The organism is Gottfriedia acidiceleris, assembly GCF_050457485.1.
GTDB lineage: Bacteria > Bacillota > Bacilli > Bacillales > Bacillaceae_G > Gottfriedia > Gottfriedia acidiceleris_D.
The window spans coordinates 40,509-56,012 of sequence record NZ_JBCMJM010000010.1; the positions used below are offsets into that span (position 1 = coordinate 40,509).

General features: G+C 32.6%; 16 protein-coding genes. 7 read left to right on the top strand and 9 right to left on the bottom strand.

Translation table 11 applies throughout. The features are described 5' to 3' along the window. Nucleotides 1–4: 4 nt before the first annotated feature. From fosB to ABEY15_RS11765, 3 genes are all read left to right on the top strand, one after another. Nucleotides 5–427: a metallothiol transferase FosB gene (gene fosB / locus ABEY15_RS11755; protein WP_429890253.1), complete on the top strand. Its 423-nt coding sequence runs from the start codon at nt 5–7 to the stop codon at nt 425–427. A gap of 202 nt (nt 428–629) precedes the next feature. Continuing rightward, a complete protein-coding gene (locus tag ABEY15_RS11760) occupies nt 630–1,325 on the top strand; it encodes a pirin family protein (RefSeq protein WP_429890255.1) in 696 nt (231 codons plus the stop codon). A gap of 38 nt (nt 1,326–1,363) precedes the next feature. Further along, nucleotides 1,364–1,789, top strand: a complete 426-nt coding sequence (locus ABEY15_RS11765) for an OsmC family protein (protein WP_097979296.1) — start codon at nt 1,364–1,366, stop codon at nt 1,787–1,789. Nucleotides 1,790–1,878: 89 nt separating this feature from the next. Here the strand turns inward: ABEY15_RS11765 and speE are convergent, their stop codons facing one another. The 5 genes from speE to ABEY15_RS11790 form a co-directional block, all read right to left on the bottom strand. Continuing rightward, nucleotides 1,879–4,209, bottom strand: coding sequence for a polyamine aminopropyltransferase (speE, locus tag ABEY15_RS11770; protein WP_429890256.1), 2,331 nt, complete (start codon nt 4,207–4,209; stop codon nt 1,879–1,881). Continuing rightward, entirely contained in the window at nt 4,206–5,042 is an 837-nt protein-coding gene (gene speD, locus ABEY15_RS11775) for an adenosylmethionine decarboxylase (RefSeq protein WP_069034739.1), read from the bottom strand. Before speD ends, speE begins: the two co-directional genes overlap by 4 nt. A gap of 210 nt (nt 5,043–5,252) precedes the next feature. Beyond that, nucleotides 5,253–6,404 (bottom strand): glycosyltransferase family 4 protein, encoded by a 1,152-nt coding sequence (locus ABEY15_RS11780; RefSeq protein WP_429890257.1) that lies wholly within the window; start codon nt 6,402–6,404, stop codon nt 5,253–5,255. A 12-nt stretch (nt 6,405–6,416) separates the two neighbouring features. Then, nucleotides 6,417–6,950, bottom strand: coding sequence for a phosphatase PAP2 family protein (locus ABEY15_RS11785; RefSeq protein WP_129691210.1), 534 nt, complete (start codon nt 6,948–6,950; stop codon nt 6,417–6,419). Between the two features lie 374 nt (nt 6,951–7,324). Then, nucleotides 7,325–7,852, bottom strand: coding sequence for a gamma carbonic anhydrase (locus ABEY15_RS11790; RefSeq protein ID WP_429890359.1), 528 nt, complete (start codon nt 7,850–7,852; stop codon nt 7,325–7,327). 159 nt (nt 7,853–8,011) lie between these two features. On the opposite strand from ABEY15_RS11790, the gene ABEY15_RS11795 reads away from it, so the two are divergent. Beyond that, nucleotides 8,012–9,106: a tetraprenyl-beta-curcumene synthase family protein gene (locus tag ABEY15_RS11795; protein WP_429890258.1), complete on the top strand. Its 1,095-nt coding sequence runs from the start codon at nt 8,012–8,014 to the stop codon at nt 9,104–9,106. Nucleotides 9,107–9,163: 57 nt separating this feature from the next. Here the strand turns inward: ABEY15_RS11795 and ABEY15_RS11800 are convergent, their stop codons facing one another. The 4 genes from ABEY15_RS11800 to ABEY15_RS11815 form a co-directional block, all read right to left on the bottom strand. After that, the gene (locus tag ABEY15_RS11800) at nt 9,164–10,315 is read right to left on the bottom strand and encodes a cation:proton antiporter (protein ID WP_429890259.1); all 1,152 of its coding nucleotides are present in this window, start codon (nt 10,313–10,315) and stop codon (nt 9,164–9,166) included. Between the two features lie 863 nt (nt 10,316–11,178). Then, entirely contained in the window at nt 11,179–11,655 is a 477-nt protein-coding gene (locus ABEY15_RS11805; protein ID WP_429890260.1) for a hypothetical protein, read from the bottom strand. A 186-nt stretch (nt 11,656–11,841) separates the two neighbouring features. After that, nucleotides 11,842–12,417, bottom strand: a complete 576-nt coding sequence (locus ABEY15_RS11810; protein ID WP_429890261.1) for a class I SAM-dependent methyltransferase — start codon at nt 12,415–12,417, stop codon at nt 11,842–11,844. Further along, nucleotides 12,414–13,376 (bottom strand): TIGR01212 family radical SAM protein, encoded by a 963-nt coding sequence (locus ABEY15_RS11815; RefSeq protein ID WP_248268038.1) that lies wholly within the window; start codon nt 13,374–13,376, stop codon nt 12,414–12,416. The genes ABEY15_RS11810 and ABEY15_RS11815 overlap by 4 nt, the downstream gene beginning before the upstream one ends. A 192-nt stretch (nt 13,377–13,568) precedes the next feature. Here ABEY15_RS11815 and ABEY15_RS11820 point away from each other — a divergent pair, with 192 nt between their 5' ends. The 3 genes from ABEY15_RS11820 (at nt 13,569) to ABEY15_RS11830 (ending at nt 15,482) form a co-directional block, all read left to right on the top strand. Then, nucleotides 13,569–13,832 (top strand): DUF2524 family protein, encoded by a 264-nt coding sequence (locus ABEY15_RS11820; protein WP_088013635.1) that lies wholly within the window; start codon nt 13,569–13,571, stop codon nt 13,830–13,832. Between the two features lie 61 nt (nt 13,833–13,893). Continuing rightward, nucleotides 13,894–14,043: a glycogen biosynthesis protein GlgD gene (locus tag ABEY15_RS11825; RefSeq protein ID WP_429890360.1), complete on the top strand. Its 150-nt coding sequence runs from the start codon at nt 13,894–13,896 to the stop codon at nt 14,041–14,043. A gap of 239 nt (nt 14,044–14,282) precedes the next feature. Continuing rightward, nucleotides 14,283–15,482: an MDR family MFS transporter gene (locus tag ABEY15_RS11830; protein WP_429890263.1), complete on the top strand. Its 1,200-nt coding sequence runs from the start codon at nt 14,283–14,285 to the stop codon at nt 15,480–15,482. Nucleotides 15,483–15,504: the final 22 nt, after the last annotated feature.

Sequence of the window (15,504 nt, forward strand, 5' to 3'; positions counted from 1 at the left end):
AAAAATGGAGATTAAAGGAATCAATCATTTGTTGTTTTCAGTATCTAATCTTGATTTAGCGATCGACTTTTATAGAAACGTATTTGATGCAACTCTCTTAGTGAAAGGTAGAACAACAGCCTATTTTGATTTGAATGGAATATGGCTTGCATTAAATGAAGAGAAAGCTATTCCTAGAAATGAAATTCATCATTCATATACCCATTTGGCTTTTACAATAGACGAAGACTCCTTTGAAAAAATGTATGATAAATTAGTTAAACTTAAGGTGAATATATTGAACGGTCGTGAAAGAGATAAACGAGATAAAAATTCAATTTATTTTACTGATTCAGATGGACATAAATTTGAATTTCATACTGGTATCCTGCGAGATCGGATTGAATATTATAAGCAAACAAAGCCACATATGGATTTTTATATTTAGTGTTGGATAGAAAGTTTAAATAAACTTTCTACGAAAAAATATCTTGAATTAAAGATATTTTTTGGTACAATATAGTTAAGAGCTCGGTAAAATGATAGAGGGATTATCGTATTAAACAAACGAATTAATAAGTAATCTAGATGTATTATTCTTTAATTAATATCTCGAATTAGAGATAAAAAAACAGAAGGAGCGATAAACTATGTTCGAAAAAATCAATAATAAACAATTAGGTCAGGCTGATCACGGTTGGTTAAAAACAATTCATCATTTTTCATTTGCAAATTATTATGATCCAAGTAATATGAACTTTGGTGTATTAAGAGTATTAAATGATGATTTAATTAAAGCACACAGAGGATTTGGTACTCATCCACATAGTGATATGGAAATCATAACATATGTCATTAATGGGAATTTAACTCATGCTGATAGTATGGGGAATAAACATGAAATCGGACGTGGTGATATTCAGTACATGAGTGCAGGAACAGGTGTGTATCACAGTGAACACAATATGGGCAAGGATTTATTAAGATTAATTCAATTATGGATTATTCCTGACAAAGCAAGTCATACTCCAAATTACGGTGACTTAATATCAGATTGGGAAGAGAGAGAAGGAAAATGGTATCATATGGTATCTCCTATTGAAGGGAGTGCCCCAATTAAAATTCACCAAGATGCAAATATTTATTCGCTTGCATTAAATGAAAATGAAGAAATTACTTTTGAAATAAAAAAGGATCGACAAGCGTATTTAGTCTTATTAGAAGGAAATGCCATTGTGAATGGAGAACTAATGGAAGCTAGTGATGCTGCAAAAATAATTGAAGAAGATATTAAAATAAAATCAAAAGATTTTTCACATTATTTAGTAGTAGAAATGAAAAAATAATAGATGAAATGATCTAATTATTGGAGGGGAAATAGGTAATGAAAACAAGTATTAAATGGGATGGAAAGTTAGCCTTTTCAGGAATTGCACCATCTGGCCATGAGATAAAAATGGATACTGCCGAGTCTTTAGGTGGAGACAATAGTGCACCTACACCAGTAGAACTATTAATTAATGCAGTCGCAGGATGTACAGCGATTGATATCGTATTAATCCTTGAAAAAATGAGATTAAAACTAACTTCATTTGAAATTGAAGTAAATGGTGAACGAGCTGAGGAGCATCCTAAGCGATTTACTGACATTCACTTGCATTATATTTTAGGTGGAGAGTTAGATACAGAAAAAGTTCGAAAAGCGATCAAATTATCAAAGGATAAATATTGCTCAGTAGCTCATTCTTTAAATGCTAACATTACAGCAAGTTTCACTTTAAATGGAACAAAGGATGATGAAGTACTTTAAATAAATGTAGCTGCCTCTAGAGTTAAAGTACTTTTGAGGCAGCCTTTTTAATTGCAATTCAAAAAAACCAGCACTTGCTGGTTTTTTATTTACTCTTCATTATCTAATTGTTTTTTTACATAAGTAGGAAGCATAAAGCACCCAACATGTAGGTCTGTATTATAATATTTTGTTTCGATCCCTAGCTTATTCCATTCATCAGCTTTAATGTCTTTAATTGGGTCGTATTTTTTTGAAGCAAATCCGAATAACCAATGACCAGATGGATAAGTTGGCATATGGAATTGATAGACTTTTGAAATCGGAAATGTTTCTTTAATTTTGGAATGTGCACGTTTCATTTCGTGTGCGTAACTAGCGTAATATGGACTTTCATGCTGGTTAATTAGAATACCTTCTTCACTTAATACTCGTTTGCAATTGTTATAGAAAGCAACTGTAAAAAGCCCTTCACCAGGTCCAATAGGATCAGTTGAATCTACCAAAATCAGATCGTAATAACCTTCATCAGCTTCTTGTACGAACTTTAGTCCATCTTCGAAATATAAGGTTAATCGATTATCTTGATCTAATTTTGAAGCTGTTAAAGGTAAGTATTGTTGGCATAGCCTTACTACTCGCTCATCAATTTCCACCATATCAACAACTGCCACACCTGGGTATCGTAGTACTTCACGTGCAGTACCACCGTCGCCCCCACCGATAATTAGTACTTTTTTAATGTTTGGATTAACGGCCATTGATACGTGCGTAATCATATCATGGTAGATAAATTCATCCTTTTCAGTCACCATCATATAACCATCTAGAGTAAAGAATGTTCCAAATGTTTCACTTCTAAAGAAATCGATTTGTTGAAATTCACTTTTTTCAGAATGAATATGTTCTTGAACCTTTATGGAGAACTTCGTATCTTCCTGGTGATTCTCTGTATACCATAAATCCATTAAATTTTCCTCCAAACTTCGATCGACGACCTTTATTATATAAGGATCATCATCATCGTTGATTGTGATCGTTCCTTCTGATTTTAAATAAAGATAATGCTGAATCAATTCGGTTGAAATTAGTTCGCCAGGTATACAAAGAGGGATACCAGGAGGGTAAATCATGATTGATTCACCACTAATTAATCCACTAGCATCATGAATTGAAATAATACGTTTTGGATGATAGTAAGCTTCTCTAGGAGTCATGACCATTTTAGGATTTTTTAATGCAACACTTATATCTGTTTCAAGTTTCGGAAGTTTACCGTAATATCGGTCACTAATATCCCTTAATGCATCAATTAATGTTTGAATGGTGTCTTCATTATCACCTAGGGAGATAATTGCTAAAATGACATTAGGTTCAGCAAGTTCGATTTGAATTTTGTATTCATCTGCAAGCATGTCATATACTTTAAAACCAGACATTCCTAAATCTGAAACTTTAACAACGAGTTTTAACTCATCGTAATCGAATACGCCAACTCCATTTCGATATGAATCTTGCGTAATACATCTTAATCCTTTTATGGAGTTAATTTCTTCTTTAGCTTTTCTTGTTAAATTGAGTAATTTGTCAAAACGCTCTTGACCTTCTAAAACTAATTTTTTTCTTGCAACATCGATTGAACACATAAGTAAATAGGAAGCAGATGTTGTTTGAAATAAATTAATTGTAGATCGAACTCTATTTTTAGTAATGATCCCCTCATTATGTAGTAGAACTGATGCTTGCGTTAAAGCACCACCGGTTTTATGCAAACTAAGGGTAACAAGGTCAGCACCAAGTAGGGCAGCGTTAGTTGGTAAATCAGGGTGGAACGAAAAGTGAGCACCATGGGCTTGGTCTACTAAAACAGGAATCCCCCTGGAATGACCAATGTCGATAATTTGTTTTAAATCTGAAGTAGCCCCAAAATAGGTCGGATTTATAATCAGGATAGCTTTAACATCCGAATTTAAATCTAGGGCATGAAGAACAGATTTTACTGAAACGCCATTTACAATTCCATACTCATAATCGATTTCTGGTTCAATAAATACTGGTTTAGCACCTGCTAAGATTAATGCATTTATTGCGGATTTGTGTACATTCCTTGGTAGGAGAATTTTATCTCCATGTTCAAGGGCGCTCATAATCATATATTGAACTCCAGAAGTCGAACCATTTACTAACATATAAGCATTATCTGAATGAAAGGCATCTGCTAATAAAGTTTCGGCTTCTTGGATTACACCTGTTGGATGCGATAAGTTATCAACACGCTTTGAAGAATTGACATCCATTTTAAGAGCCATATCACTCCAAAGCTCTCTTAATTCCTCGAGTGAATTACCTCTTTTATGCCCGGGAACATCAAAGCTTGTTATATCTTCCTTAGCATAACGGACTAATTCAGTTAAAAGCGGTGTTTTACTGTGATCCATCATCCATCAATATCCTCCACATCAGGACCATTCCATAAATTTTTACCGTAAAAGATTTCATCCATCTCATACTTAACTTTTTCTTCTATTTGTGAAATTTCATCCGCGTCTAATTTTTCTTTTGTGTAGCCAAAAAGATAATTATCTAAATTAAATTGTTTCAACTTACATTTCGTATGAAAAATATTTTCTTGGAACACATTCACATCAATCATTTGATACATGTCCTTTATTTTTTGAGGAATGTAATTTTGGATTGAGTTTATATCATGATCAATAAATAATTTATAACCGCTAACATCACGAGTAAATCCTCGAACACGATAATCAATTGTCATAATATCGGCATCAAATTGATGAATCAAATAGTTTAAGGCTTTTAAGGGAGAAATTTCTCCACAAGTAGATACATCAATATCTGCTCTGAACGTACTAATTCCATCATCCGGATGGTATTCTGGGTAGGTGTGAACAGTAATATGACTTTTATCTAAAGCAGCTACTACTAGCTCCGGTAACGGGCCAGGTGATTCGGAAAAAGTTTCAGATGAAGGATTATCTACCGGACCTTCTGAAACGAGAATCGTAACACTTGCTCCTTGAGGATCATAATCTTGTTTTGCTACATTTAAAATGTGCGCTCCAATTATATGTGTAACTTCTGTTAATATTTTTGTTAAACGGTCAGCGTTATATTGTTCATCAATGTACTGAATATATGCTTCACGTTCTTCCTTTGTTTTTGTGAAGCAAATATCATACATATTAAAACTTAAAGATTTCGTTAAGTTGTTAAAACCATAAAGTTGAAAATTATTTGACGATGAAATATTCATCTATTGTCCTCCTAATTTTACAAATTAAAAAAGTACGTACGAAAAAGTAAAAGCGACTGTACAATAGTCGCTAGTGTAACTACTCAATATATATTGTTTGTTTTTGAATTATTCATTATTCACATAAGTTGATGATTGAGGAGTTACTGATTGATAATGTTTTTGTTGTTTTATTTAAAATATTCAGAAAATAAAAATTCCGAAAAATTTTTAAGCTTTCTTAGATATTAGGATCGGTGGTTGTGGTGAAAAGATTAGCTCAAATTCCTGTACTAATTTTTTAAAGATACTATTCCAATCTTGTGTTAATGCATAGTCTCTTGCTTTTTTTGACATATGCTTTAACATCTCGCTTCCATGTAAGCAATCCTCAATTGCTTGGCAAAATGAAGATGTATTTTGGGGCTCACAAAGGACACCTGTTGAATAATCTCTAATTATATTTTTAACTCCGCCTGCATTTGCACCAATAACTGGTGTTCCACAAGCCATTGCTTCGAGTACTACATTTCCAAATGTTTCAGTATCAGAAGGGAAGACCATTAAATCAGACACACCATAAATTTCAACTAAGTCCTTTTTTTGAAGATAGCCTGTATAAATAATTTGATCAGTACCAGTTTTCTTAATCATTTCCTCTTTTTTGGGACCATCTCCAACGATTAACCAAGTTAAATTTTTGTTAAAACGTTGTTTAGTGTAGTTTATTATTTTCGATAAGGTTTCTAAATCCTTTTCGGGTGCAATTCTGCCGACAAAACAAACCGTATATTTAGAAGTAATATTATATTTTTGTTTAATTTCATTATGATACAAAGTTGGACGAAAGATCGAACAGTCAACGCCATGGGTCCAAATAGAGAGATTGTTAAAACCTTTTGTCTCTAAATGATTGAATGTATCCTTCGAAGGAACAAAAATTTTTTGAGTAGGTTTATGAAACCAATCTAAATACTTCCATAAAATATTTTCTAAGAACGTTAAGTTATAGTACTGAAGGTAGTGATCAAAATTTGTGTGGTATGAAGCAACTAAAGGAATTTTCATTTTTTTAGCAATATGGAGACCACTTAATCCAATCGTAAATGGCGTTGCGATATGAATAATATCAGGATTAAATTCTTTAAGCATCTTTTTCATTTTAGAAAGGTTTGGAAAAGAAATTTTACATTCTGGATAAATTTTAAATGGCACAGATTTTAATCTTGTTACTTCTTGTGTCGATGATAAACCGTAGTCTTCAGGCGCAAAAACATGATATGAATGGCCATGATCTTTTAGGTAATTTGTAAATCGATTTAAGGTTTTGGCAACACCATTCACTTGAGGAATATAGGTGTCTGTAAAAATAGCTACTCTCATAACTTCTCCTCCTTACAAATGATAGATAAAAAATTGTGAAATAAATGTAGTAAATATACCAAGTAAAATTCCGAAAAACACATCTGTTGGATAATGTAAGCCAAGATAAATTCGAGAGAAAGAGACACACAAAACTAAAGGAAGTAAAATAAATGCTGTAAAAGGTAAATAAATCATAATAGGAAGTGCAACAGAAATAATTGCCGTTGTATGACCAGAAGGGAAGGAATGATCTTTTAAAGGATTTTTTAGAACAAAAGTACCTTCTAGTTTTAGGTAAGGTCTTTTACGTGGATAAAAACGTTTAAGAAAATGAACAGGAATATGGCTAAGAGAAAGGGTACAACAACATAAGATTGATGCTTCATGCAATTCACCTTTGGAATAAAGTAATAAAATAAGTGCTGATGCAATTGTAAAAGTAGCTCCGCCAAGATGTGTAATATTACGAAAGAAAAAATTCAAGTAACGCTTCTGGAACAATGAATTAACGCGATAAAACAGTTGACATTCATATGTGTGAATCTTTTGAAGAATAGCGCTCATTTTTCATCCTCCATTATGTTGATATTTGTAACTTCATTATAAAAAGGGTTTATGGATTTAAATAGAAGCTTTTGTAAATGAATAATTTAGATATGTAAATTTTTATTAAACGAATCGGAGCAGGGATGAATAAGGTACGCTGAGATCGTCACATTTGTCTGAGAATGCAAAATCGCTCAAACTGCAAATAAGACAGTTAATCCTAAAAAAATGGATCAGAAAGCACTAAAATTGAAAGAAATAAACTTAAAATAGATTCAGAGCAGACCAAAAGGAAACAAGGTCAGGAAAATAAAAAGAGAAGGCATGAATCCCTTCTCAGTGTGGAAAAAGTAACGATTGATTTATAGTTAAATCTTCAAATTCGCTCTTAATTATTTTGACTGATTTTCTTCTTCTACCTTTTTATAGAATTGTCCTTTTTCAATATATTCTCTACGAATTCGATCCATATCAATGATGTCTTCCTCTGTTAATTCACGTACTACTTTAGCAGGTCTACCAAACGCTAATGTGTTAGGAGGTATTACTTTTCCTCCTGGAACTAGGCTACCTGCACCAATCATTGCACCTTCACCGATTTCGGCACCGTCTAAAACGATTGAACCCATACCAACTAATGCATTCTTTTTAACTGTACAGCTATGTAAAATAACACTATGTCCAATTGTTACGCCATCTTCTAAAATTAGAGGGCATTTTGGACTTTGGTGAAGAACAGATAAATCTTGAACGTTTACATCATTTCCAATGATTGTATCATTAACGTCGCCACGGATTACTGCACCAAAAAATACACTACTATTTGCCCCAATTGTGACAGAACCGGTAACAGTTGCAGTTGAAGCGATAAAAGCTGATGGTTCGATTTTGGGTTGCTTCCCTTTGTATGGTAATATCATACTATACCGTTGCCAAGCATATAAAAAATACGATTGATTGTTTAGTTGAAATTGTCTAAACAACAAGGCAACATAGTTCACCTCCATAATATTTACTTCAATATGAGTATAACTTATTTTACCAATATGTAATTAATGAAAATAGGGAGGAGTGAAAAAATGTCACTACCTAAAAATCCAATACAATTAGTACCGAAAGTTTTTATGACTGTGTTTCCTATTGTGCATCAGGAATTAAACTATTGGAGAAATTTTGCGACGACAATACCCGATCCTGAACTTAGAAAACAAGCATTAATGAGTATCGATACTAAAACATTCCATTGTCAGGGTGGTGCAATTTTAGCATTACTTTCTGAAAAAAAATTAAAACCAATAATTGAGTTCATCGTTGCATATCAAACGATTAGTGATTACTTAGATAATTTATGTGATCGTAGTACTTCGCTTGATCCAGTTGATTTTGAAGCACTACATGAGTCGATGATTGATGCAGTAAAATGTCAAAAATCAGATCAAATGTATTATCGCTTCCGAGAAGAACAAGATGATGGTGGATATTTGCGTGCTTTAGTCGAGAAATGTCATAGCAGCTTAAACCAATCCAAGCATTATGAGGGAATTAAAGAGTATTTAGTTCAGCTTGCTGATTATTATTGTAAGCTACAAATACATAAGCATGTAAAAAAAGAAGAGCGAGTTCCTAGACTAACGAATTGGTTTAGTAAATATCAACCAGAGCTTTCTGACTTAGAATGGTATGAATTTTCTGCATGCGCAGGTTCAACTCTAGGTATTTTTTGTTTAGTTTCTTATTCGTTTAATGAAGTGATTTCTAAAGAATTATTTGAACAAGTTTATAAGAGTTATTTTCCATATGTTCAAGGTCTTCATATACTACTAGATTATGTAATTGATCAAAAGGAAGACGAAGAAGGTGGGGATTTAAATTTTTGTAGTTATTACCCTTCTAAAGAAGTCATGTTAAATCGAATAGAGTATTTTTCCACTAAAAGTGATCAAGCTTTAAAAGATTTAAAAGACTATCGTTTTCATCGAATGATTTGTCAAGGATTGCTTGGAATTTACTTGGCTGATAAAAAATTGGTAGGCCAAGACGAAATGAAAGGGATTAAGAAAGGAATTGTTAAAAACGGTGGATTAACATCAATTTTTTTCTATGGAAATGCTAAGTTATATTATAAATTTAAGGAATTAAAATCGAACAATAGAAGAGTGAAGGCATCAGTTTAAAAAAGAATAAGCAGGTAAACATGAAAAAGGATAGTAAATAAAACTATCCTTTTTTATTTACACATTTTCATTTAAAGCTTCACATTTTTCTGTGAAAAATAACTTCATAAGTGGTGGAGTTACAATTGTTGTGATTAGTACCACTATAACAAGAATCGCAAACATTTCCTTACTTAAAAGATTATTTGCTAAACCTGTTGATGCCATAATCAAGGCAACTTCCCCGCGTGATACCATAGCTGAACCAATTCCGAGTGAATTTTTAGTTGGAAATCCCGCCAGTTTTGCTCCTAATGCTCCACCAATTAGTTTCGTTAGAATAGCGATAATACTTATCATAATAATAGTCGGAATCGAATCACTTAACCCCGTAAATTGAACTGATACGCCTATTAAGGTGAAAAACACAGGTACAAACACAGAGTAAGCTATAGTTTCAACCTTTTCAAAAACCTCTTGTTTAAACTTAGTAACGGATATCGAAATTCCTGCGATATAAGCGCCGATTATTGCAGCAATACCCGTTTGGTCTGCAAAGGCTGAGAATAAGAAGCAAATTATTAAAGCAGCAGAGATTAGTGTTTCTGAAACGTTGAGTTTTATAAACTTTTTTAGGAACCAAGGGACAATCTTCCAACCGATTAATATGGCAAATGTAAAAAATATAAACTTTTTAAATAAAAGAATTGGTAAACTAACGACGCTACCACTGAAACTCATAACAAATGCTAATGCTATGATGACAACAATATCATCAATTACGGCAGCCCCTAAAATGGTTGCCCCATCTTTTGTTTTAAGTTTACCCATTTCTTTTAATGTAGCTACAGAAATACTTACACTAGTAGCAGAAAGAATCAGCCCTAAAAAAATAGCTTCAAATTGACTTAAGTTTATGGAAATTCCATAAAGATAACCTGAGAATAATGGGAATAGTATTCCGAGAACCCCTACATAAGAAGAAGCTTTCCCAGTTCGTTTAAATTCATTTAGATCAGTTTCTAAACCTGCAATAAACATAAGTAAAATGACGCCAATTTCGCTCATTTCATGTAATGTTTCAGTTTCAGTAATGATACCAAGAACAGCTGGACCTAGTATGATCCCTATTAATAGCTTTCCTAAAACTGCAGGCTGACCAAGTTTTGTACTTAAATCCCCAAAAACTTTAGAGGCAATCAATATAATTGCAAGTTGCACATAAAGCATAATCTCATCTCCTATCTGAACGCATAAAAAAAGAACCTACCACGATAGGGTATGTAAATTACATACTTCTCCCTATCGTGACAGGCTCCTCCGAACAATGCATTAAATTTAATCTAATTATAAACTAAAATTAAAATAGAAAACAAGTTTAAGTATTTAAGTGGTAACAAATTAAACAGAAACCTAGTTTAGTAGAATTAATAAAATAAGTGAAATAAAATAAGCAAAATGAAGGAGTATAAACGAAATGGCACTTTTAATTTTTCGAAAACATAACAGATGTTTTAGTACGAAAGAGTGCAAATAAATTAAAATCATACTTCCGAAGAAACCATAAAAATAACCATAAATTACCCAAAGGGTCATCTGATTTACTTGTGAAGATTCTGTATGAAATCCTCTATATAATGAAACAAGGTAAAAAACTGACCAGTAATTGATGAACGCAATTAATCCAATTAATAATAATATCCAATTCGAATTCCGTAAAATGAACTGAAAAACATTACGAAATATTTTATTCAAATTGTTTAGGTTTGTAGTCAACTCTTCACGCCCTCAAGTTGGTTGATATCGATCAACTACTATTTGGTTTGTATGAACGCATCAATTAAGTGGTTATATCTTTACATACTATTCAATTGATTCCATGAATACGCCGTAATTAGGTATTATTAATAATTTTTTGTGAATTTTTATAGATAGATAAAGTTACTTGATAAATAAATTTTATGTTTTATCTAAAGAGGATATGTTCTTAATAAAAAACTTGAGTGTCTGTTTATGAAGCTTCATTGAAAATGTAATTTAAACAAAAAAAGAGGCCCAATAAGTACAATGACTTAAGAGGCGCACCGTTTAAATTAATTTTTAGTTGGTTCAATTTGAGTAAATATATCTCGATGAACTCTTTTCATTTCTTCAAAAAATTGCTCACGTTTAATATTATTATTATCTAATATTTCTTTAAATGATTTTGTTTTACCTTTTTGAGCGATGATATTCTCTAAAGGTTTATTTGAAAGTTTTGATACAACTGCAATAAATATTAAATTCTTCATTTCCATTTTATGTTGCTCAACAGCTTTATTGATATTTGCTTCAGGCTGATTTAAATAATTTGAAATATATTTAACAACTTCTTTTTTGTGTTTTTCTAACATTTTATTTGCTTTATGGTGATGGTGATGTCTATGATGCTCACCATCATCTGTAGTTGCATCATGATCATGATGGGGATGTACATAATAATTTGCTGCTGTAATATTTTCGGCATTTACTGTAATTGTACTAAGTGTAAAAAGACTAACTACTGCACCTGCAAAAATTGCTTTTTTCATTTTGAAAACCTTCTTTCTTTTTTTGATTTTCTTATCTTTACCAATTCTCTAAGAAAAATTTACCATTAATGAATTTTTAATGAATTTTTAAGGTTCATAATGGTTATGAGGAGGTCAAAACAAAATTCTATAATTGAGAAATTGAGGACAAAATAAAAAAACTGTCTTAAAATAGACAGTTTTTTCTTAAGCTCTTTTTTCAATTGCTAATATAAAAGGAGGATTATTTGCTTGATTAATAAATCGATAAGTTAGTACATGTGCCAAGTCTTGAGGGAGGTTTTGAGCAAAGTTCATTAATGCATCTTTTTCAATTTCTCCGCCTTCATGACCATGATAAATTACAACTACGATAATTCCTTCTGGTGCCATCATTTCAAGTATTTGTTCTATTGCTGAAATGGTAGACTCGGGTACTGTTACAACTGATTTATCACTACCAGGTAAATAACCAAGATTAAAAATTGCACCTTTTAATTTCTCGTGTAATGAAGCTGGGATTACTTTTTTTACTTCTGCATGACTTCTTTGCAAAAGTGTAACTTGATTGCTTAAATTTTCATTATTTATTCTTTCGGTCGTCTTTTGAATCGCTAGTACTTGGATATCAAATCCGTATACATGTCCAGTTTCACCAACCAATTTTGCTAAAAATACTGTATCATGACCATTACCTATTGTGGCATCAATGGTAATATCACCTTCTTTAACAGTTGATTGGAGAAGCTTTCTAGCGTACGGTAAAATGCGATCTAGAATCATGTTAATTGTACTCGATTATTTGCGTATTTACCTTGCCAGCTATTTCTACGTTCAAACTCACGATCAATTGCATTCAGTACTTCCCATTTTTTTAAGCTCCACATTGGTCCGATTAATAAGTCAGGTGGACCGTCTCCAGTAATACGATGTACGATTACATCACTTGGAATGATTTCAAGCTGATCAACGACTAAGTTAATATAAGCGTCAAAATCCATGAATTCAACTAGTCCTTTTTCATATTGCTTCATCATTGCAGTACCTTTTAATAGGTGAAGTAAGTGAATTTTAATTCCTTGGATATCGAGTTTAGCAACTTCCATCGCAGTTTCCATCATCATTTCTGGAGTTTCAAGAGGTAACCCGTTAATAATATGTGAACAAATACGGATGTTGTGCTTTCTTAATTTTTCTACGCCTTCTACGTAAGTTTTATAATCATGTGCACGATTAATAATATTTGCAGTTTTTTCGTGAACAGTTTGTAATCCTAATTCAACCCATAAATAAGTTCGTTTATTTAAATCTGCAAGATATTCAACAACATCATCTGGTAAACAATCCGGTCTTGTTGCGATTGATAAACCTACAACGCCTTCTTGCTCTAATATTGGTTCGAACTTTTGTTTTAATACTTCTACTGGTGCGTGAGTATTTGTGTAAGCTTGGAAATAGCCTAAGTATTTTCCGTTTTGCCATTTCTCATGCATTTTATCTTTTATTTTATGAAATTGAGTTACAACATCTTCAGCTCGATCTCCTGCAAAGTCGCCCGAACCAGATGCGCTACAAAAAGTACAACCTCCAAACGCAACTGTACCATCTCTATTTGGACAATCAAATCCAGCATCGATTGAAACTTTAAAAACTTTTTCGCCAAATTGTTGTCTTAAGTGATAATTCCACGAATGATATCTTTTATGATCTATTGTATATGGAAAAGGATTGTTTTTTGTCATTCCTCATCCCTCCCTTAATTTAAGTCAATATTATCGATTTTATCATGCTCTATAAAGAAAACCAAATGGAAAAACCTTTCTTATTTGTAAAGAAATAATTGTACTCTGATTGAAAGGTTCGGAAATACTATCCTTGAGGTAACCTACATATCGGATACTTCATTAAAGTCTGAAGGAGGTATTTTCTTGGGAATAACAGATCGCAATTTCGGACAAGAACAAGTACAAAAAGCAAAAGAAGCTTATGATTACGCAGTAGAGCAATTAGAAATTGGTATGAGACAAGAGCATTATAATGATATTGAATATTCACAAGCACAGGCAGGAATTGAAGAAGCACTTATTGAGCTTGAAAAAGTTGCAAACCTTGCAAATGCAGAAAATAAAGATGAGTTCTATCGATTGCGAAGACAATTAACACAACTACAACATCAGATGATTATTACTCCGCACTAAAGGAGATTAGAATATGCAAGAATATGTACAAGAATATGCAATCCTTGGGAGGAAACCAAAAATGGTAAAAAAGAAGTCAAAAAGTAATAACCCTGAGCAAACAACAAAGAATAAAGCGAATACAGAATTCTCAGGTGAACTTTCAGCAGTAGATCAAGTAAAAATAAATAACTCTAAAAAAGGTCAACCACAGAGATCAAAGCAAGGTTAAGGCAAGAAAATAGGGAATAGGAAGAGCAAAAGAAAAGGAAGGCATGCCTTCCTTTTTTCTTTTCACCTGGTAATTTTAGGATTCGTATATTGCTTTTCTTATACTTTCTAGGTTTTTTGTCTTTCTTATCTTTCCTCACTTAATGCGTGCCTCTTGAAACTAGGAAGATTCTCCTCTACAATTAATGAGTTAACGAGATAAAAATAGATAAAAAGGGACAGCTTTGAGGGGAGTAAGGGATGCCAAAAAAACTATGGTTTTTGTTAATCGGTATGATTTTAAATGTAACAGGTAATTCTTTTTTATGGCCATTCAATACAGTATACATCCATATTTATTTAGGAAAGTCCTTGTCTGTTGCAGGGCTTATTTTAATGTTTAATTCATTGGCCGGTGTATTTGGTAATATGCTAGGGGGCTGGCTTTTCGATAAATTTGGGGGATATAGGTCAATCCTTACTGGTATTAGTATTACGTTTTTGTCGATATTAGGGTTGGTTATTAATCATTCTTGGACATATTACAGTTTTTTCTTCGTAATATTAGGATTTGGTGTTGGCATTGTATTTCCATCAATGTATGCAATGGTTGGAGCGGCATGGCCAGAGGGTGGTCGTAAAGCTTTTAATGCAATTTATGTAGCTCAAAATCTTGGCGTGGCGATTGGTACGGCTTTAGGTGGCGTTGTTGCAGCTGCTAATATTAATTATATTTTCTCCGCTAATTTGCTATTATATATTATTTTCTTCTTAGTAGCTTTATTTGGATTTAGAGATATTGGTGAACCTAAGCAATTAAAAGAAACTCATTTAGAGAAAGCAGAGAAACAAAAATTTTCATTTACTCCTTCAATGAAGGCTCTGATGATTGTTTGTGTTGCGTATGTTTTATGTTGGTTAGTTTATGTTCAATGGCAAACTACGATTGCTTCAGAAATGCAAAATCTACACATTGGATTAAAAAAATATAGTCTGTTATGGACTGTAAATGGTGCGCTTATTGTCTTAGCTCAACCAATCGTATCAACTGCGATACGTAAATTTGAGTTAAGTATGAGAAAGCAAATGTTGTTTGGAATTGGATTCTTTATCGCTTCGACTATTCTTGTAAGCACTGCCGATCATTTCTCAATGTTTATGACGGGTATGGTCATTTTAACGATCGGAGAAATGTTCGTCTGGCCGGCAGTACCAACTATTGCAAATATGCTTGCTCCAAAAGATCGTATAGGGATGTATCAAGGGATTGTAAATAGTGCAGCAACGGTTGGAAGAATGCTTGGACCAGTTATTGGAGGAGCACTTGTTGATACTTTTAATATGAGGGTATTATTTATCATATTAGTTATCTTTTTAGTAATAAGCATGGTCTTCTCTGTGCTTTATGAAAGATTAGCAAAAAAAGTAGTAAAAGCTGATAATCAAACTTTTGCTTCTTAAAAATGGGCAATGTATAATTGAC